The organism is Leifsonia sp. L25, from assembly GCF_050632895.1.
In genome coordinates, this window is the sequence record NZ_JBODRZ010000003.1 from 1,576,552 (window position 1) to 1,595,399 (window position 18,848).

Genomic DNA, 18,848 nt, shown 5'->3' on the forward strand with positions numbered 1-18,848 from the left:
CGTTGCGGCCAAGATGAACCTCATGGATCCGGTCATCACCATCGTCTGGATCGTGTCCTTCGTCGTGGTGACGGTCACGGTCACGGGCCTCTCGCGGCGCGTCAACTGGTCGGCGCCCGTCGTGCTGGTGGTCGTGGGCGCGATCGCCTCGTTCATCCCCGGGGTGCCCCATGTGGCGCTGGAGCCGGAGCTCGTGCTCTACGGGCTGCTGCCACCGCTGCTGTTCGCGGCGGCCATCCAGACCTCGATCGTCGACGTGCGTGCCCGGCGCGACGGCATCCTCCTGCTCTCAGTCGGGCTGGTCGTGTTCACCGTCGTCGTGGTCGGGTTCACGACGTGGCTGGTGGTACCGGCTATCACCGTCGGGGCGGCCTTCGCGTTCGGAGCGGTGGTGGCGCCGACGGACACAGTGGCGGTGACCGCGATCGCGGGGCGGGTGCACCTCCCCCGCAGACTCGTCACCGTGCTGGAGGGCGAGAGCCTGCTGAACGACGCGACCGCCCTGGTCGCGCTCAACGCGAGCATCGCCGCGATCGTCAGCGTCGTGAACCCGTGGGCCATTGCCGGCGACTTCGTGATCGCCGTCGTGGTCGGCATCGGGATGGGTCTGCTGGTGGGGTGGGTGCTCTCCCTCATCCGCAAGCAGCTCCGGTCGCCCGTACTGGACACCTCCATCGGGTTGATCACCCCGTACCTGGCGTTCATCCCGTCGCAGTTCCTGCACGGTTCGGGCATCCTGTCGGTCGTCGTCGCGGGGCTGTACCTCGGGTACCGCTCCCCCACCATCCAGACGGCGGAGGCGCGCATCGCGGAGACGATCAACTGGCGGACGATCGAGTTCCTGCTGGAGAACGCGGTCTTCCTGTTCATCGGGCTGGAGTTGTCGAGCATCCTGAACTCGGCGTTCCGCTCGGGGATCACGGTGGCGCAGACGGTCTGGATCAGCATCGCCGTGCTGCTGGCGCTGTTCCTGGCGCGGTTCCTCTGGATGGTGGGCACGACGGCGTTGTATCGGAACGGTCCGCAGCGGCTGCGCGAGCGGGGCTGGACCTGGCCGACCGGGATCGCGGTGTCGTTCGCCGGGATCCGCGGGGTGGTGACGCTGGCCGCTGTGTTCCTGCTGCCGGCGTCGACGCCGCACCGGGAGTTCCTGCAGTTCCTGGCCTTCGTCGTGGTGGTGGCGACCCTGCTGGAGGGGCTCGCGCTGCCGTGGGTCATCCGCCGGCTGAGGCTGCCGCCCCCGGACTTCGCGCAGGAGGCCGGTGAGATGGAACGGCTGCTCGCGGAGGCTCAGGCGGCCGGGCTGGAGCACCTGGAGTCGCAGGTGACCGGCCAGGAGGACGAACGGGTGATCGAGCGGCTGCGCATCAACGCCGTGTTCCTCTCGGAGGCGCTGGAGAATCCGGCGCCCGACGCGGAGGTCGCGGCTCCGCTGGCGTATCGCAAGCTGCGACGGTCGATGATCGTGGCGGAGCGGCAGGCGGTCCTCGAAGCGCGCGCCGAAGGACGGTATCAGGAGCCGGCGGTGCGGTCGGTGCTCGCGTTCCTGGACGCCGAGGAGTCGGCATTGAAGGCGGGAGGGACGGACGGGAAGAAGTTGATGTGAGGGGAAGGTGCGGCGATCGGCGATCCCGCGGCACGTCGAGCGGAGGACCGTCCTCTTCCCCGGCGCGGCCGAGGGCGCCGGGCCCACAGCCGTGCGCGCTGGGACGACAGGGCGAGCACCACCAGGATGTCGAGCGGGAGGCCGAGGATGTTGGTGCGGAGGGTGACCTGCTCGCCGCCGTTGAAGAAGTCGATCGCGGCGAGGACGATCAGCAGCGCACTGTACGACATGGCGACGATGCGCGCCCAGTTGCTCCCCGTGAAGACGAGCAGGGCGATCGCGATGTAGAACACCAGGCCGGCGGCGAACAGACCCATCGCGATGCCGAAGACCAGGTCGGCGCTCTGCTGCTCGGAGGCGGTGAGCGCCGCGCCGGTCTTGGACACGAGCTCCGACCGGATGAACAGCGGCCAGGCCAGCACGGTGAGCACCACGGTCAGCACGCCCGCCAGCACGCGCAGCAGCATGAGCAGGAAGCCGAGCGTCGTCGGCACCGGGCGGCGCTCGGCACGGGTGAGCCGGCGCTGGTCCGCGTCGGCGGCGACCGCGACGGCGCGCGGCTCCACCAGCACGCCCGACAGGTCGACGACGGGGAGGTCGCCGTCCGTCTCGATGGCGTCGCCGCCGCCGTTGCGCGCGTGATAGCCGGACGAGAAGTCGCGGATCACGGCGACCTCCACGCCGATGTCCGCGGCGGCGAGCGTCGAGACGATGTGGTCGCGCTCGATGTCCGTGTTCGCGTCGATCTTGTGCGTGATCTGGAGAGTGAACAGGGAGAAGCCGACCGTGCGGTCGAAGGTCCCGGCCGCCAGCCAGCCGACACGGTGACCGCCCGGCAGCAGCCAGCCCTCCGGGCAGCGCCAGAATCGGACATGGTGGCGCTTTGCCGGGTTGCCCTTGACCTCCTGCTGGTACGCGACGTCCTGCTGGTGGCCGAACAGGAAGAGCGGGCTCACCGGGGCCTCATCGTAGCTGCGGCGCAGCAGCGTCGAGGTGATGATGCGGCGGCTGGAGGCGGCGGTCACGTCGTCGGCGCGCGTCCAGCCGGCCTCGATCATCGCCTGGTCGAGCTGCGCCTCCGACCCGAGCAGCGCCAGATTGATCGGGTCCCCGAGGAGGCCGTCGCTGGTGCGCGCCCGGCCGATGAAGTAGTCCGGCACGTAGATCTGGGTGAGGATGCGGTGCAGGCGCGGAAGCACCAGGTAGGCGAGGACGACCCAGAAGACGATGAAGAACAGGAGCAGGAACCAACCCCACGAGAAGCTCTCTGTGACGATGAGCCACGCCAGCCAGACGGCCGCGACGCCCCCGAACACGAAGAAGAGGTTGTCGACCACGGCGTTGACGGACACCCGCCGACCCGTGGCGGAGAGCGTCTTGGCAGGGCCGTTCGCACCGCGTGACGAGGACTCGGACGGCGCTCCATCACCGGCCGCGGGCTGCACCCGCGGCGGTCCCTCCGGCTCAACGGCCCCCGCCATGCGCTCATCCTAGAGCGCGCCGGGCCCGGGTCGTAGGGTGGCGTCATGACCTCCATCACCGAACGTGGCGCCGAGCTGCGCCGCCTCCACGACGCCCCCGAACTGCTGCAGGTCGTCAACGTGTGGGATGCGATCAGCGCGAAGGCCGTCGCCGCCCTCCCGGAGACCCGTTCGCTGGCGACGGCGAGCCACTCGATCGCGGCGACACTGGGGTACGAGGACGGCGAGAACATCCCGCTCGACCTGATGCTCGACATGGTCGGGCGCATCGTGGCGACCACCGACCTCCCGGTGAGCGCCGACCTCGAAGCCGGTTACGGCGACCCGGGCGAGACGATCCGCCGGGCGATCGGCGTCGGCGCGGTCGGCGCGAACCTGGAGGACCAGGTTCGCCCGTTCGAGGAGGCCGTCGCGCACGTGCGGGCGGCCGTCGCCGCGGCCGACGGCGAGGGGGTGCCGTTCGCGCTCAACGCGCGCACGGACGCGTGGCTGCGCAACACGTACCCGACGGCGGAGGAGAAGACAGAGGAGGCGATCCGCCGCGGGCGGGCGTTCCTCGACGAGGGCGCGACCTGCGTGTTCGTGCCGGGGCGACTGGACGAGGAGACGGTGACGCGACTCGTCGCGGGGCTCGGGGTGCGGAAGCTGAGCGTGATCGCGGTCCCGGGCTCGCTGCCGCCGGCGCGACTGCACGAGCTGGGGGTCGCCCGCGTCTCGTACGGGCCGTGGACACAGCGCGTGGCGCTCGCCGAGTTGCAGCGGACCGCGGCGGAGCTGTACGCGGGCGGCGAGCTGCCGAGGGATGTCCCCACGCTGAACTGACCGGGTCGGACGACCCGCGTCCCGCCCGTCGGGTCCCCCGAGACCGACCTCCACCCCACCCTGAGTGCACCGACCGAGGAGAGCCAATGTCCGATTTCCGCGCCATCGTCATCGAACAGGAGAAGGAGGGCTCCCGCATCCTCGCGCACACCGCCGAGGTGCGGCGGCTGACCGACGCCTTCCTCATGCCGGGAGACGTGACCGTCGCCGTCGAGTTCTCCGACCTCAACTACAAGGATGGGCTCGCGATCGCCGGGAAGCCGGGCGTCGCGCGGGTGTCGCCGCTCATCCCGGGCATCGACCTGGTGGGCGTCGTGGAGGCCTCCGACGATCCGCGGTGGCGACCGGGTGACCGGGTCGTGCTCAACGGAGACGGGATCGGGGAGGGTCACCACGGCGGCCTGGCCGAGCGCGCGCGGGTGCGCGGCGAGGCGCTGGTCCGGGTCCCGGACGCTCTGAGCTCCGAGCAGGCGGCGGCGATCGGGACCGCGGGGTTCACCGCGATGCTGGCCGTCCTCGCGCTGGAGCGCAACGGGATCGAGCCGGAGGCTGTGCATGCCGCCGGGTCGAGCGTGCTGGTCACGGGAGCGGCGGGCGGGGTCGGGTCGGTCGCGGTCGCCCTGCTGGCGAAACTCGGTTATCCGGTTACGGCCTCCACGGGGCGACCGGAGGAGCTGGAGGGGTATCTGACCGATCTCGGGGCGAGCGCGATCATCGACCGTGCCGAGCTGGCGATGGAGGGACGGCCGCTTCAGAGCCAGCGCTGGGCCGCGGCGGTGGACTCGGTCGGCAGCCACACGCTCGCGAACGTGCTCGCCCAGACCCGGTACGGCGGAACGGTCGCGGCGTGCGGGCTCGCGCAGGGGCCGGACCTCCCGGCCACGGTGATGCCGTTCATCCTGCGGGCGGTGACGCTGGTCGGGATCAACTCCGTGGAGGCCCCTGCCGCCCTCCGCGAGGCGGCCTGGCGGCGGCTGGCGACCGACCTGGACGAGGAGGCCCTCGCCGCGATGACGCGATTCATCCTGCTCGCCGAGGCCATTCCCGCGGCGGAGGACATTCTGGCCGGACGGCTTCGCGGGCGGACGGTCGTCGAGGTTCGGGCCTGACGCGCGTCTCAGCCGTTAGGCTGACCGCATGATCGTCCTCGCGACCGTCGTCGTCACGCTGGCTGCTGCGCTCCACGTCGGGATCTTCGTCATGGAGAGCGTCGGCTGGGTGCGGCCCGGCGTGTGGAAGCGCTTCGGCGTCGCCGACCAGGCAGCGGCGAACACGACGCGGCCGATGGCGTACAACCAGGGGTTCTACAACCTGTTCCTCGCCATCGGGGCGGTCCTCGGGCTGATCCTGTTCGGGGTGGGGGCGCACGCTGCCGGACTCGCGCTCATCTACTTCACGATGGGGAGCATGCTCGCGGCGTCGATCGTGCTCGTGACGACCGGGCGCGGATATCTGCGTCCGGCGCTCATCCAGGGCATCCTTCCGCTGATCGGCATCGTGCTCATGCTGTTCTCGTAGCCCTGCGCTCAGCGCAGCGAAGGCGCCACCGACTCCGGGCGGAGGCCGCGCCCGATCACGCGCGCGCTCAGGCGCTGCGCCACGGGGGTCGCCGCGGCGATCGCGAGGCGCAGAGCGGGCGACGGCGCGGGCGGGAGCAGCGGACCGTCGCCGGGGCGGCGGGTGATGCGACGGTGGGCCGCGAGCTGGATGCGCTGCATCCACTCGACCGGCGGGAGGCGGCGACGCTGCACGGCGTCGAGGAGGCGGAGGTCGACGGGGCCGTCCCGCAACGGGACGGCGAGCGCGTTCGCGGTGGCGACGGCGTCCTGGACGGCGTAGTTGACACCCACGCCGAAGGCCGGGGACATCGCGTGCGCGGCGTCCCCGATGGCGAGGAAGCCGTGCCGGTACCAACGCGGCAGCCGGTCGACCTGGACGCTCAGCAGCTTGAGCGACTCCCAGTCGGTGATCGTCTCCAGCGGCTCGCGCAGGAACGGCGCGGCTCCCGCCACGGCCGAGCGGAAGCCCGGAAGGCCGGCCGTGCGCAACTCATCGATGCCGCCCTTCGCGATGACGAGCCCGACCTGGAAGTAGTCGCCGCGGTCGATCGTGATCACCATCGCCCCGTTGCCGAGGTAGGCGAGCGTCGAGGGCTGGGCCTGCGCGGCCTTCGGGAGCCGGAACCAGATGACGTCGATGGGCACGCCGAATCGCCGGGGCAGCAGGCCCGCGGCGGCACGGAGGACGGAGTCGCGGCCGTCGGCGGCGACCGTGAGGTCGGCCTCCACCTCCACCGGGCCGGCGGGGCCGAGCGCCGACAACCCCCGGACGACGTCGCCGTCGCGGATCAGCCCGGTCGCCTCGGTCCGCATGAGCAGCCGGAAGTTCGGATACCGCTCCGCCTGCCCGGCGAGGAAGGTCAGGAAGTCCCACTGCGGTGCGAGCACGAGGAAATCGTCGGGCGGCGGCAGCCTCCCGAAGTCGATCGGATGCAGGCGGGTGCCGTCGACGACGGCGTCGAGCGTGCGGATGCTGGTGTGCGGAAGGCCGAGGAACGCGTCCCGCAGCCCGAGCTCACCGAGCACGCCCACTGTCGACGGGTGGATGGTGTCGCCGCGGAAGTCGCGGAAGAAGTCGGCGTGCTTCTCCAGCACGACCACGTCGAGCCCGGCGCGGGCGAGGATCAGCCCGAGCATCATCCCGGCGGGTCCACCCCCGGAGATGGCGCAGGATGCCTGCAGCGATTCCATCACCACGCAGCGTAGTCTCCCCCATGACGATCCTCGGCTCCGTCCTCATCGCGATCGCGGCCGTCGTGCACCTCGTGTTCTTCGCGATGGAGAGCATGCTCTGGTCGTCGCCGAGCGTCTGGCGGCGATTCGGTCTCACGACGCAGCGGGACGCCGACGTGGTGCGGCCGATGGCCTACAACCAGGGGTTCTACAACCTGTTCCTCGCGGGCGGCGCCGCGGTCGGCCTGGTGCTCTACTGGACGACCCTGCGCCACGTCGGCTTCGGGCTGATGTTCTTCACCGGGACCTGCATGGTCCTGGCCGCGATCGTGCTGCTCACGACGGGCCGGCGGTTCTGGGGAGCGGCCCTGCTCCAGGGGCTGCCGCCGCTGGTCGGACTCGTGCTGTTCTCGGTCGCGCACGCGGGGTGAGCCGCGAGCGAGCCCCGGTCGTCAGTCGATGATCTCCCCGTCGGCGGGGATCTCGCCCACGTCCACGCGGAGCGCCTCCACGAGCTTCGCCGCGTGCGGCGTCGACACGATCACGCGCGAGAACTCCTCGCCGTCGAGGTCGACCACCACAGCGGCGCGCTGCTTGCCCTTGATCAGCAGGAAGTCCTTGCCGCCGTGGAACTTCCAGGTCCCGACCGAGAGCGTGAGCGGGACGGCGGCTCCCGGAGCACGGATGCCGCGGATCCAGATCCACGGGTCCTCCGTGATCGCGACCGATCGGATGCTCTCGCGCGGGATCACCAGATCCTCCCGACGCACGGAAAGCACCTTCTCGGCCCGCGTGAGGTGGATCTCCAGGCGGTCGGGGTGAACGTGCAGGTCGGCCATAGGTCTATCCTGCCCGCCGACCGCGGCCGACGGGGGTCGTGAATCTCACAAACCCGTAACCGTTGGCTTGGAGGGCCGCGAAAGGCGGCCGCACGGGGTCGCAGGACTCTCATGATTCGCAAACCGCACCGGCATGTATCCTTCTCGTCGTGGCAACGCAGCGGCGGACTCCGGGCTCGCAGACTTCACTTCGTGAAGCCAACCGGGCTCGGATCGTCGACGCCATCAAGAAGCACGGCGGCCTGACCCAGGTGGAGCTGGCCGGCGCGACGGGGCTCTCCCCTGCCACGGTCTCCAACATCGTCAAGGAGCTCTCGACCTCCGGCGTGCTGCATACGGCGCAGAGCATCCGTTCCGGCCGGCGCGCCCAGCACGTCACGCTCGCGCACGCGCTCGGGCTCGTGGTCGGCGTCCACTTCTCCACCCGGCACCTGCGGGTCGCGCTGGCGGACGTGGCCAACACGGTCGTCGCCGAGAACCACATGCCGCTGGCCAAGGATCACCGCGCGGACAACGAGCTCGACAAGGTCGCGCTGCTCTTGAACGACATGCTCGACTCGGTCGACGCCTCCCGTGACGAGGTGCTGGCGGTCGGGCTCGCGGTGCCGGCGCCGCTCGACCGGGCCACCGGCACGATCGCGCGCAGCGGCATCATGCGCGGCTGGGACGGCGTCGTGATCGCGGACGCTCTGGAGCGCCGGGTGAAGCGCCCGGTCTTCATCGACAACGCCGCCAACCTCACCGCTCTCGCGGAGTCCCGGCTCGGGGCGGGGCGCGGCAAGCGCACCTCGATCACGCTCGAGGTCGGCGACGGGATCGGCGCGGGCCTGCTGCTCAACGGCCAGCTCTTCCGCGGGAACAACGGCGTCGCCGGCGAGTTCGGCCACACCACGATCCGGGAGAACGGCCCGCTCTGCCGCTGCGGCAACCGCGGCTGCCTGGAGGCCATCGCCGGCGGCCCCGCCATCCTGGACGAGCTGCGCGACCACCTCGGCAGCCTGAAGCTCGGCGATGTCGTCCTCCAGGCGATGGCCGGGGACGCGCGCTGCATCCGGGCCATCGCCGACGCGGGCAGGCATATCGGCATCGCGACGGCCAACCTGTGCAACCTGCTCGACCCGGAGCGGGTCGTGGTGGGCGGGGAGCTCGCCCGCGCCGGGGAGCTGCTGCTCGGCCCGATGCGCCACGCGGTCGAGCGCTCGATCATCGTGAACGAAGACCTCATGCCCGATATCGTCCAAGGCCAGCTCGGCGTCCGGGCGGCCACCCTCGGCGCGGTCGCCCACGCGGTCGACAGCATCTCGCTCACGAGCGGAGGAGTCGAGGTCTGAGACCGCGACGAACCGGTGTCCCCCGTTGGCCCCCGTCCGTGACGAACCGTTATCGAAAGCTTGACTTCAAGTATTGACGCCAAGCGGCGGCCCCTGACACACTCAACCCAGTCGCCAACGTCGGCGGCTTCGAATCGGAGGTTTTTCAATGAAGATCGCCACCAAGAGAGCGGTCATGGTGTCCGCCGCGATCCTGGCCACAGCCCTCACCCTCACAGCCTGTTCGAACGGTTCCGGCAACACCTCGACGAACAATGCGTCGGGCGCCGCGAACGCCAAGATCGGTCTCCTCCTCCCCGACTCCGTCACCGCGCGCTACGAGGCGGCGGACAAGCCCTACTTCGAGGCGAAGGTCAAGTCGCTCTGCTCGGGCTGCACCGTGCTGTACGCGAACGCGGACGGCGACGCCAGCAAGCAGCAGCAGCAGGCGGAGTCCATGCTGACCCAGGGCGTGAAGGTCCTCGTCCTCGACCCGTTCGACGGTGAGGCCGCCGCGTCGATCGTCGGCGAGGCCAAGGCCAAGAACATCCCGGTCATCTCCTACGACCGCCTCATCAACAGCCCCGACCTCAACTACTACATCTCCTTCGACAACGAGAAGGTCGGCAAGCTGCAGGCCACCGCGCTGGTCGACAAGCTGAAGAAGGACAACGTCGCCTCGGGCAGCGGCATCCTGATGGTCAACGGCTCGCCGACGGACAACAACGCGACCCTCTTCAAGAAGGGCGCGCACAGCGTCATCGACTCCAGCGGCTACAAGGTGCTCGCCGAGTTCGACACACCAGGATGGGACCCCGCCAAGGCCCAGGACTGGGTGTCCGGCCAGGTCTCGCAGTTCAAGAGCCAGATCAAGGGCGTCTACGCGGCGAACGACGGCACCGGCGGTGGCGCGATCGCGGCAATGAAGGCGGCCAACCTGAGCCCGCTCCCCCGGTGACCGGTCAGGACGCTGAGCTCGCGGGCATCCAGCGCATCCTCGCCGGCGACCAGTACATGACCGTCTACAAGGCGCTGAAGCCGGAGGCCGAGCAGGCGGCGACCCTCGCCATCGCTCTGACCAAGGGCCAGAAGCCGTCCGAGCAGACCACCGAGGTCGCGACGGCGGGCGGCGCGAAGATCGCGTCCATCCTGCTGACCCCGGTCGCGGTGACCACCGACAACATCGAGTCCACGGTCGTGAAGGACCAGTTCTACGGGCCCGACTCCGCCGCGAAGATCTGCACCCCGGACTACAAGGCGGCGTGCGACAAGTACGGCATCAAGTAGTCGTCGAACCACCAGGGGCCACCCGGCCCGAGGCGCGGAATCCGCATCCTCGGGCCGGGTGGTTCCGCCATACAGTTAGCCAAGACAGCACTATCCAGCACCACGCGACAGCATCGCGTCAGGCCCGAAGGAGAACGCCGTGACGATGGAATCCCCTGTGACCGACCAGGAGCGGTCCAGCCGACAGCCCGTCCTCTCGCTACGGGGGGTGTCGAAGGGGTTCGGAGCCGTGCAGGCGCTCACCGACATCCACCTCGACGTCTACCCGGGGGAGGTCGTCGCGCTCGTCGGCGACAACGGAGCCGGGAAGTCCACCCTGGTCAAGATCCTCGCGGGAGTGCACCCGCAGGACGCCGGGACGATCAGCTTCGACGGTCAGGACGTCAGCATCCCGTCGCCCGCGGCGTCCCGCGGGCTGGGCATCGCCACGGTGTTCCAGGACCTCGCGCTCTGCGACAACCTGGACGTCGTGTCCAATCTCTTCCTCGGTCGGGAGATCACCCGAGGAACGCTCGACGAGGAAGAGATGGAGAAGCGGTCGTGGAGCCTCCTGCGCCAGCTGTCGGCGCGGATCCCGTCGGTCCGCATCGCCGTCGCGTCGCTCTCCGGAGGCCAGCGGCAGACCGTCGCCATCGCCCGGTCGCTGATCGGCGACCCGCGCGTCGTCATCCTGGACGAGCCGACCGCGGCACTGGGCGTCGCCCAGACGGCCGAGGTGCTCAACCTCATCGAGCGGCTGCGCGAGCGCGGGCTGGGGGTCATTCTGATCAGCCACAACATGGCCGACGTCCAGGCGGTCGCCGACCGGGTCGCCGTGCTGCGGCTCGGCCGCAACAACGGGGACTTCCGCGTCCCCGACGTCAGCTACGAAGAGATCATCTCGGCGATCACCGGCGCCACCGACAACGTCGTCGCGCAGCGGGCGGAACGCATCGAGGAGCGCGTGGAGCGCATCGAGAACAGCGAAGGGAACGCCTGATGACCAAGGCACCAGAGACTCCGGCCCAGCTCGCGGCCGACCTCCAGGACGAGCGCCTCATCCGCGAGGAGGGCCTGGGCGGTGCGGTGCGCGCCTTCGGGCGCCGGGTGCGCGGCGGCGACCTCGGCTCGCTGCCCGTCGTCGTCGGGCTGATCGTTATCTGGCTCGTGTTCCAGATCCTGAACCCGAACTTCCTCAGCGCGAACAACCTCGTCAACCTCACCCTGCAGTGCGCCGCGATCGGGACGATCTCGATCGGCATCGTGCTGGTGCTGCTGCTCGGCCAGATCGACCTGTCGGTCGGCTCGGTCAGCGGTGTGGCGGCGGCCATCCTCGGCGTCGCGTTCACCCAGCTGCACTGGCCGCTGGCGCTGACCGTCATCGTCGCCATCCTCGCCGGCTCGGTGATCGGCCTCCTCTACGGCATCCTGTTCACCCGGTTCGGCGTGCCGAGCTTCGTGATCACACTGGCCGGTCTGCTCGGCTTCCTCGGCGTGCAGCTCTGGATCCTCGGACCCAACAGCTCGATCAACATCCCCTACGACTCGTGGATCGTGAAGTTCGCGCAGCAGACCTTCCTCCCGCCGTGGGCCGCCTACGCGCTTGCCGTGATCGCCGCGCTCGCAATGTTCTGGTCGGACTGGCGGCGCAATGTCCGCCGTCGCAACGCGGGCCTCTCCGAGGGCTCGATGGCGGTCGTCCTGATCAAGTCGGGGCTGCTGCTCGTCGGGCTCTGCATCGCGGTCTGGTACCTCTCGACCGATCGCGGCACAGGCGCCATGTTCCTGTTCTTCGTGATCCTCGTGATCATCATGAACTTCTTCCTGACGCGCACGAAGTGGGGCCGCTCGGTGTTCGCGGTCGGCGGCTCGGTGGAGGCGGCACGCCGCGCCGGCATCAAGGTGAACCGCATCTTCATCAGCGTGTTCATCCTGTGTTCGACGTTCGCCGCGATCGGCGGCCTGCTCGCCGCGGCCCGCCTCGCCTCGGTGAGCGCGGGATCCGGTGGGACGGACACGAACCTCAACGCGATCGCCGCGGCGGTCATCGGCGGAACGAGCCTCTTCGGAGGCCGCGGATCGGCGTGGTCGGCGCTGCTGGGCATCCTGGTCATCCAGTCCATCTCGAACGGCCTGACGCTGCTCAACCTGGACTCGTCGTACCGCTTCATGATCACCGGCGCGGTCCTGCTGCTCGCCGTGATCATCGACTCGCTGTCCCGCCGCTCGCGCGAAACGCACGGGCAAGGCTAGCCGGGCAGCGCTCCGGGCGGGTGTGAGAAGGTGGACCGGTGACCCGAACCACCACCTTCCACGCCCGCCTTCTGCGTTCCGGCGTGGATCCGCAGACCGTGACGGTGCGGGCGTCGTCGGACATCCCGCCGCGCACGCTGCGACGGGCGGCCGGTGGCGGCGGGGCGCTCAACTTCGACGTCTACGCGCTGATCGACGCCGACGGCTGGCCCGGTTCGGCGACATACACGTACGTCGAGTCCCTCTCACGCGCTCCGTCCGCCGCCGACGAGTGAGTCGAGGGGCGTGCGTCAGGCGGGGGTGGCGGCAGCCGCTGCCCGGGCGGCGGCCGGGAGGGCCTCCAGGATGCGCGCAACGGCCGCGTCGTCGTGGGCGGCCGTGACGAACCACGCCTCGAAGACGCTCGGCGGCAGCGAGACGCCCCCGTCGAGCATGGCGTGGAAGAACGGCCGGTAGCGGAACGCCTCCTGCGACTGCACCTCGGCGTACGTCCGCGGGGCGGCCGCGAAGTCGCCGAAGACGAAGCTGAACAGGTTGCCCGCGCGCTGCACACGGTGGGCGACGCCCTCCGCGGCCAAGGCGTCGGAGACCGCACTCGAGAGCGTCTCTGCCACGACATCGAGCCGGTCGTACACCGCCTCGTCCGCGTGCTCCAAGGTGGCGAGGCCGGCGGCGACGGCGACGGGGTTACCCGAAAGAGTGCCGGCCTGGTAGACCGGGCCGGTCGGCGCCAGGAAGTCCATGAGCTCCGCCCGGCCCCCCAGGGCCGCCAGCGGCATCCCGCCGCCGATGACCTTGCCGAACGTGACGAGGTCGGGCGTGTAGCTGCGGTCGAGACCCCAGAAGCCCGCCTCGCTCACGCGGAAGCCGGTGAGCACCTCGTCGAGGATGAGCAGCGCGCCGTACTCGTGCGCGAGATCGGTCAGGGCCGCATTGAATCCCTCGTCCGGGGCGACGACACCCATGTTCGCGGCGGCGGCCTCGGTGATCACGGCCGCGATGTCCGGTCCGTTCGCCTCGAAGGCGGCGCGGACGGCGTCGAGGTCGTTGTACGGGAGGACCAGGGTCTGCGCGGCCGTGGCCTCGGTGACGCCGGCCGAGCCGGGCAGCGACAGGGTCGCGAGCCCCGAGCCGGCCTCGGCGAGGAGGCTGTCCGAGTGGCCGTGGTAGTGACCGGCGAACTTGATCAGCAGCGGACGGCCGGTGAAGCCGCGCGTCAGCCGGATCGCGGTCATGGTCGCCTCGGTGCCGGTGGAGACCAGGCGCAGCTTGTCGATGAACGGCACCCGGCCGAGCACGGCCTCCGCCAGCTCGGTCTCGGCCGGCGTGGAGGCGCCGAACGAGAGTCCGCGCGCGGCGGCCGCCTGCACGGCGTCGATCACGGCGGGATGCGCATGGCCCAGGATCGCCGGTCCCCACGACGCGACGAGGTCGACGTACTCGCGGCCCTGTGCGTCCACGATGTAGGGGCCGTGGGCGGACACCATGAACCGCGGCGTCCCGCCGACCGAGCGGAAGGCACGGACCGGGGAGTTCACGCCGCCGGGGATCACGCGCTGCGCGCGCTCGAACTGGGCGAGGTTGATGTCACCCAGAGCGGCGTCGTCGGCCAGGCCCTGCAGGTCCTGGGTGCCCGTGTTGGACGAATCGGTGTTGTAGAAGTCGCTCATCGCAGCCATCCCGCGACCTCGGTCGCCCAGTAGGTGAGCACGGCGTCGGCGCCCGCGCGGCGCGTGCCGATCAGGGTCTCCTCGATGACGCGCTCACGGTCGATCCAGCCGTTGGCGGCTGCGGCCTCCACCATCGCGTACTCGCCGGAGACCTGGTAGGCCCAGACCGGCACGTCGCTGATGGCGGCGACGTCGCTGAGGACGTCGAGGTAGCTGAGGGCCGGCTTCACCATGAGGATGTCGGCGCCCTCGTCGAGGTCGAGCTGCGCCTCGCGCAGGCCCTCCCGGCGGTTGGCCGGGTCCTGCTGGTAGGCGCGGCGGTCGCCCGAGAGCTGCGAGTCGACGGCCTCGCGGAACGGGCCGTAGAAGCCGGAGGCGTACTTGGCGGCGTAGGCGAGGATGACCACGTCGGTGCGGCCTGCGGCGTCGAGCACGTCTCGCACGGCGGCGACCTGGCCGTCCATCATTCCGCTGAGGCCGAGCAACTGGGAGCCGGCCTCCGCCTGTGCGATCGCCATGTCGCGGTAGCGCAGCAGCGTGGCGTCGTTGTCGACGTGGCCCTCGCCGTCGAGCACGCCGCAGTGGCCGTGGTCGGTGAACTCGTCCAGGCACAGGTCGGTCTGCACGACGAGCGCGTCGCCCACTTCGGAGGCGAGGGCGCGGGTGGCGACGTTGAGGATTCCGTCGGGGTCGGTCGCGGCGGTGCCGACCGCGTCGCGGGTCTCGGGGACGCCGAAGAGCATGACGCCGCCGACGCCGGCCTCGGCGGCCTCCACGGCCGCGCGCTTCAGGGAGTCGAGGCTGTGCTGCACGACGCCCGGCATGGAGGCGATCGGCTGCGGCTCGGAGGCGCCCTCCCGCACGAACAGCGGCAGGATCAACTCGGCCGGATGGAGGCGGGTCTCGGCCGTCAGACGGCGCATGGCAGGCGACTGCCGCAAGCGCCGGGGCCGCACAACGGGATGCAACTCACTCACTCTCCCCAGCCTACGCCCGCGGCGCTGGGTGCCCGCTCACCGTGTGGAGCCATCGCTTCCGCACTTTCTCCCGCCTCCGCCCGGCGTGTTGCGGGAGGAAGTGAGGAACGGATGGCTGGGGTCAGGCGGTGGTGGGGTGAGCGGCGGCGGCGACGGCCTCGATGAGGGAGGTCGCGGTGCGCTGGGCGGCGATCACGTCGACGCGGAGGCCGTACTCCCGGGCGTCGCGGGCGGTCTGCGGACCGATGGCCGCGACGAGGGTGGTCTCGGGGATCGGGCCGAGCTGCACCTGCACCTGCTCGGCCACGGAGCCGCTCGTGACGAGGATGGCCTGCACCAGGCCCTCGCGCACGTCGGCGACGATGTTCTCGGGCACGCGGATGCCGACGGTGCGGTAGGCGACCACGGACTCCACGTCGTGGCCGATACGACGCAGCCCCTCGGTGAGGAGGGGCTTGGCGATCTCCGAGCGGAGCGTGAGGATGCGCAGCGGGACGACGCCCTCGGTCGCGGCCTCCCACTCCGCGAGCAGTCCGCGCGCGGAGTTCTCCTCCGACGGGACCAGGTCGACGGCGTACCCGGCGGCGGCCAGCGCGGCGGCTGTGGTCTCGCCGACGGCCGCGATCCGGGTGGAGGGCGGGACCACCGCGCGGGCGGCGCTGAGCACGTCGACCGTGGTGGCGCTGGTGACCGTCACCCAGTCGAAGCCGCCGTCCGCGAGCCGCGCGAGGGCGGCCTCCAGCGCCGGGGCGTCGGCTGTCGGAGCGAAGTTGATCATCGGCGCCACGACCGGCGACGCGCCCTTGGCGCGGAGGTCGGCGGCGACCGAGTCGCCCCACGGGCCGCCCCGGGGCACGATCACGCGCCAGCCGGCGAGCGGCTTCGGGGAGGACGGGGTGGGGGTCATCATGCGCTCCCGAGCGGGGCGAGGTCGGCGGCCCCCGCGCCGAGCAGTTCGGCCACCACGCGGGCTCCGACGTCGCGCGCCGCCTCGTGGAGGTCGGCCAGGCCGAAGGAGTCCGGAGTGGCGGCGTGGGAGGCCGTCAGCCGCTCGGTCCCGTCCGGGCGGTACACGGTGGCGGTGAGGAAGAGCAAGCCGTCGTCCACCAGGGCGGATGCGCCGATCGGGGCGGCGCAGCCGGCCTCGAGCCCTGCGAGCACCGCGCGCTCGGCGGACGCGCAGGCGTGGGTCGTCGCGTGGTCGACGGCTTTCAGCGCGCGGGCGACGTCGCCGCGGCCGTTCTGCTCGCCCTCGCGGACCTCCAGCGCGAGCGCGCCCTGGCCGGGAGCCGTGGGCACCTGCGACAGCGGGAAGAAGTCGGTCACCGCGTCGAGGCGTCCCAGCCGGCCGAGTCCGGCGGCGGCGAGCACGACGGCGTCGAGGTCGCCCTCGGCGACCCGTCCGAGCCGGGTGTCCACGTTCCCGCGGATGTCCACGACCTCCAGATCGGGACGGACCGACTTCAGCTGCGCGACGCGGCGCGGCGAGCCGGTGCCCACCTTCGCGCCCTCCGGCAGCGTCTCCAGCGTGAGTCCGTCGCGCGCGCACAGGGCGTCACGGGCGTCCGCCCGCTTGGGCACGGCGCCGATGACCAGCCCGGGCGCCTGCGCGGTGGGCAGGTCCTTGAGCGAGTGGACGAGGAGGTCGCACCCGTCGGCGAGCAGGGCCTCTCGCAGCGCGGTGGCGAACACGCCGGTGCCCCCGAGCTCCGACAGCGACTCCCGCGAGGTGTCGCCGTGCGTCGTGACGGTGACCAGCTCGATGTCGAGCCCGGTCGCCCGGGCGATCGACTCGGCGACCGCGGTCGTCTGAGCGACCGCGAGGGCGCTGCCCCGCGTGCCGATGCGCAGCACACCGTCGCGTCGCGCGGACGCGCCCTCGGCCCTGCTCACCGTGCCGCTCACGGCGCGAGCCCCGCGGCGGCCGGCTTGAAGCCGAGGCGGACGTTCTCGCAGCAGCCCGGGCGGCACACGTCGTACCAGGGTCCGAGCGGGGTCAGCGCCGGGCGCTGCTCGACCGGGACGCCGTCGCGGCGCTCCAGGACGAGGTCGACCAGGCCCTTCACATAGCGGGCGTGGGTGCCGGGGGTGGGCACGCGGACGGCGACCAGGCCGTTCTCCTCGCTGGTCTCCATCGCCTCGTTGTCGAGGTCCCAGAGCACCTCCATGTGGTCGCTCACGAAACCGAGCGGGACGATGATGACGGCCTTGACGCCGAGGGCGGGAAGCTCCGCGATGCGGTCGTTGATGTCGGGCTCCAGCCACGGCATCGACGGCGGGCCCGACCGGGACTGGTAGACCAGGTCCCAGCCGATGACGCCCCCGGCGGCCTCCTGCGAGACGACCTCGGCGACGGCCAGGTGCTGGGCCGCGTAGGCGCCGCCCTCACCGAAGCCGCGGGTGGCCGGGCCGGACTTCGCGGCGTCCGTCGACGGGATGGAGTGCGTCGAGTAGAGGATGCGCATCTCGGTCGCCGGGTCGATGCCCGGGATGCGCTCGCGCAGCTCGTCCACGGCGTTGCGCACGCCCTCGATGAACGGCTCCACGAATCCGGGGTGGTCGAAGAACTGGCGCACCTTGTCGATCTGGATGGTGCCCTCCAGGCCCTTCTCCTGCAGCACGCGGGCGAAGTCCTCGCGGTACTGGCGGCAGCTCGAGTAGGAGGAGTACGCGCTCGTCGCGATGGCGATCAGCTTGGTGAGGCCGCGCTCCTGCGCCTCGGCGAGGGCGTCCTCCAGGTACGGGTCCCAGTTGCGGTTGCCCCACAGCACGGGGAGGTCGATGCCGCGCGAGGCGAGCTCGGCCTCCAGCGCCGCCTTGAGCTCGCGGTTCTGGTCGTTGATCGGGCTCACCCCGCCGAAGTGGCGGTAGTGGTGGGCGACCTCCTCCAGCCGCTCCTCCGGGATGCCGCGGCCGCGCGTCACATTGCGGAGGAACGGGATGACGTCGTCCTGACCCTCCGGGCCGCCGAAGCCGGCGAGGAGGATCGCGTCGTAGGCGACCGGCTCGGTCACGTGCTCGGGACCGGACGCGGCGGCGTCCGTCGCGCCGAGGACGCGCGGGACGGCCTCGGCGCCGGTCAGGTCGGCCCCGGTCAGGTCGGCGCCGGTCAGGTCTGCCCCGGTCAGGTCGGCCCCGGTCACTGCAGCACCTCCACCACTTCGGCCGGCTGGATGCGGCGGCCGGTGTAGAACGGCACCTCTTCGCGCACGTGGCGGCGGGCCTCGGTGTAGCGGAGGTCGCGCATCATGTCGACCAGGTCGGTGAGCTCGTCGGACTCCAGCGGCAGGATCCACTCGTAGTCGCCGAGGGCGAACGCCGCGACAGTGTTGGCCAGGACGCCACGGAACGCCGCGCCCTTGCGACCGTGGTCCGCGAGCATCTGCGACCGCTCTTCGTCCGGCAGCAGGTACCACTCGTAACTGCGCACGAACGGGTAGACGCAGAGCCAGCCCTTCGGCTCCTTGCCGCGGAGGAAGCCGGGGACGTGCTGCCGGTTGAACTCGGCGTCGCGGTGCACGCCCATCGCGTTCCAGGTCGGCAGCAACGCCGTGAAGAGGCGGGTGCGGCGCAGCTGGCGGAGGCCCCACTGCAGGGCCTCGGCCTCCGGGCCGTGCAGCCAGATCATGATGTCCGCGTCGGCCTTGAGGCCGCTCACGTCGTAGAGCCCGCGGGTGACGACGCCCTGCAGCTCGATATCGGCGATCACGCCTTCGAGCTCCTGGACGGCCTTCGGCACGTCGGTGCCGTCGAGGTCGTCGGGACGGGCGGGGTCCCGGCGCAGGACGGCCCACAGCGTGAAGCCGCTGGGGCTTTCGGGGGTGGTGTCTTCGGGGGCGGTCGACTCTGCCGGTACGGCAGCCGGGGTACTCATACCGACAGTCTCCCTCGC

20 protein-coding genes are annotated in these 18,848 nt (G+C 71.2%); 11 read left to right on the plus strand and 9 right to left on the minus strand.

Going from position 1 to position 18,848, the window contains the following annotated elements; translation table 11 throughout:
- Positions 1–22 precede the first annotated feature (22 nt).
- Positions 23–1,606 carry a Na+/H+ antiporter gene (locus ACRAWC_RS11645; protein WP_431347865.1) on the plus strand — a complete coding sequence of 528 codons (1,584 nt, stop codon included), beginning with the start codon at positions 23–25 and terminating at the stop codon, positions 1,604–1,606.
- Here the strand turns inward: ACRAWC_RS11645 and ACRAWC_RS11650 are convergent.
- Complete coding sequence (locus ACRAWC_RS11650; RefSeq protein ID WP_431347866.1) at positions 1,513–3,087, minus strand: LssY C-terminal domain-containing protein; 1,575 nt, start codon at positions 3,085–3,087, stop codon at positions 1,513–1,515. The genes ACRAWC_RS11645 and ACRAWC_RS11650 overlap by 94 nt on opposite strands.
- A gap of 45 nt (positions 3,088–3,132) precedes the next feature.
- Here ACRAWC_RS11650 and ACRAWC_RS11655 point away from each other — a divergent pair, with 45 nt between their 5' ends.
- The 3 genes from ACRAWC_RS11655 (at position 3,133) to ACRAWC_RS11665 (ending at position 5,427) form a co-directional block, all read left to right on the plus strand.
- Positions 3,133–3,909: an isocitrate lyase/PEP mutase family protein gene (locus ACRAWC_RS11655; RefSeq protein ID WP_431347867.1), complete on the plus strand. Its 777-nt coding sequence runs from the start codon at positions 3,133–3,135 to the stop codon at positions 3,907–3,909.
- Between the two features lie 86 nt (positions 3,910–3,995).
- Positions 3,996–5,018: an MDR family oxidoreductase gene (locus ACRAWC_RS11660; protein ID WP_431347868.1), complete on the plus strand. Its 1,023-nt coding sequence runs from the start codon at positions 3,996–3,998 to the stop codon at positions 5,016–5,018.
- Positions 5,019–5,046: 28 nt separating this feature from the next.
- Entirely contained in the window at positions 5,047–5,427 is a 381-nt protein-coding gene (locus tag ACRAWC_RS11665) for a DUF1304 domain-containing protein (RefSeq protein WP_431347869.1), read from the plus strand.
- An 8-nt stretch (positions 5,428–5,435) separates the two neighbouring features.
- On the opposite strand, the gene ACRAWC_RS11670 is transcribed toward ACRAWC_RS11665, so the two are convergent.
- A complete protein-coding gene (locus tag ACRAWC_RS11670) occupies positions 5,436–6,659 on the minus strand; it encodes an FAD-dependent oxidoreductase (RefSeq protein ID WP_431347870.1) in 1,224 nt (407 codons plus the stop codon).
- Positions 6,660–6,682: 23 nt separating this feature from the next.
- Between ACRAWC_RS11670 and ACRAWC_RS11675 the strand changes: the two genes are divergently transcribed.
- Positions 6,683–7,072 (plus strand): DUF1304 domain-containing protein, encoded by a 390-nt coding sequence (locus ACRAWC_RS11675; RefSeq protein ID WP_431347871.1) that lies wholly within the window; start codon positions 6,683–6,685, stop codon positions 7,070–7,072.
- Positions 7,073–7,093: 21 nt separating this feature from the next.
- Here the strand turns inward: ACRAWC_RS11675 and ACRAWC_RS11680 are convergent, their stop codons facing one another.
- Positions 7,094–7,480 carry a hypothetical protein gene (locus ACRAWC_RS11680; protein WP_345838631.1) on the minus strand — a complete coding sequence of 129 codons (387 nt, stop codon included), beginning with the start codon at positions 7,478–7,480 and terminating at the stop codon, positions 7,094–7,096.
- A gap of 149 nt (positions 7,481–7,629) precedes the next feature.
- On the opposite strand from ACRAWC_RS11680, the gene ACRAWC_RS11685 reads away from it, so the two are divergent.
- From ACRAWC_RS11685 to ACRAWC_RS11710, 6 genes are all read left to right on the plus strand, one after another.
- Positions 7,630–8,811 carry an ROK family transcriptional regulator gene (locus ACRAWC_RS11685; RefSeq protein WP_431347872.1) on the plus strand — a complete coding sequence of 394 codons (1,182 nt, stop codon included), beginning with the start codon at positions 7,630–7,632 and terminating at the stop codon, positions 8,809–8,811.
- A 148-nt stretch (positions 8,812–8,959) separates the two neighbouring features.
- Positions 8,960–9,748 (plus strand): substrate-binding domain-containing protein, encoded by a 789-nt coding sequence (locus ACRAWC_RS11690; protein WP_431347873.1) that lies wholly within the window; start codon positions 8,960–8,962, stop codon positions 9,746–9,748.
- Complete coding sequence (locus tag ACRAWC_RS11695) at positions 9,745–10,077, plus strand: D-xylose-binding protein (protein WP_431347874.1); 333 nt, start codon at positions 9,745–9,747, stop codon at positions 10,075–10,077. The genes ACRAWC_RS11690 and ACRAWC_RS11695 overlap by 4 nt, the downstream gene beginning before the upstream one ends.
- A 145-nt stretch (positions 10,078–10,222) precedes the next feature.
- Positions 10,223–11,056: an ATP-binding cassette domain-containing protein gene (locus tag ACRAWC_RS11700; RefSeq protein WP_431349429.1), complete on the plus strand. Its 834-nt coding sequence runs from the start codon at positions 10,223–10,225 to the stop codon at positions 11,054–11,056.
- A complete protein-coding gene (locus ACRAWC_RS11705; protein WP_431347875.1) occupies positions 11,056–12,309 on the plus strand; it encodes a sugar ABC transporter permease in 1,254 nt (417 codons plus the stop codon). The genes ACRAWC_RS11700 and ACRAWC_RS11705 overlap by 1 nt, the downstream gene beginning before the upstream one ends.
- Positions 12,310–12,347: 38 nt before the next feature.
- On the plus strand, positions 12,348–12,584 hold the full coding sequence (locus tag ACRAWC_RS11710; protein ID WP_431347876.1) for a hypothetical protein: 237 nt from the start codon (positions 12,348–12,350) through the stop codon (positions 12,582–12,584).
- A gap of 15 nt (positions 12,585–12,599) precedes the next feature.
- On the opposite strand, the gene hemL is transcribed toward ACRAWC_RS11710, so the two are convergent.
- The 6 genes from hemL to hemQ form a co-directional block, all read right to left on the minus strand.
- Positions 12,600–13,988, minus strand: coding sequence for a glutamate-1-semialdehyde 2,1-aminomutase (gene hemL / locus ACRAWC_RS11715; protein WP_431347877.1), 1,389 nt, complete (start codon positions 13,986–13,988; stop codon positions 12,600–12,602).
- Positions 13,976–14,902, minus strand: coding sequence for a porphobilinogen synthase (gene hemB / locus ACRAWC_RS11720; RefSeq protein WP_431347878.1), 927 nt, complete (start codon positions 14,900–14,902; stop codon positions 13,976–13,978). The genes hemL and hemB overlap by 13 nt, the downstream gene beginning before the upstream one ends.
- Before the next feature lie 175 nt (positions 14,903–15,077).
- Entirely contained in the window at positions 15,078–15,863 is a 786-nt protein-coding gene (locus tag ACRAWC_RS11725; protein WP_431349430.1) for a uroporphyrinogen-III synthase, read from the minus strand.
- Entirely contained in the window at positions 15,863–16,861 is a 999-nt protein-coding gene (hemC, locus tag ACRAWC_RS11730; RefSeq protein ID WP_431347879.1) for a hydroxymethylbilane synthase, read from the minus strand. Before hemC ends, ACRAWC_RS11725 begins: the two co-directional genes overlap by 1 nt.
- Entirely contained in the window at positions 16,858–18,099 is a 1,242-nt protein-coding gene (locus ACRAWC_RS11735) for a ferrochelatase (protein WP_431347880.1), read from the minus strand. The genes hemC and ACRAWC_RS11735 overlap by 4 nt, the downstream gene beginning before the upstream one ends.
- Positions 18,096–18,830 carry a hydrogen peroxide-dependent heme synthase gene (gene hemQ / locus ACRAWC_RS11740; RefSeq protein ID WP_431347881.1) on the minus strand — a complete coding sequence of 245 codons (735 nt, stop codon included), beginning with the start codon at positions 18,828–18,830 and terminating at the stop codon, positions 18,096–18,098. Before hemQ ends, ACRAWC_RS11735 begins: the two co-directional genes overlap by 4 nt.
- Positions 18,831–18,848: the final 18 nt, after the last annotated feature.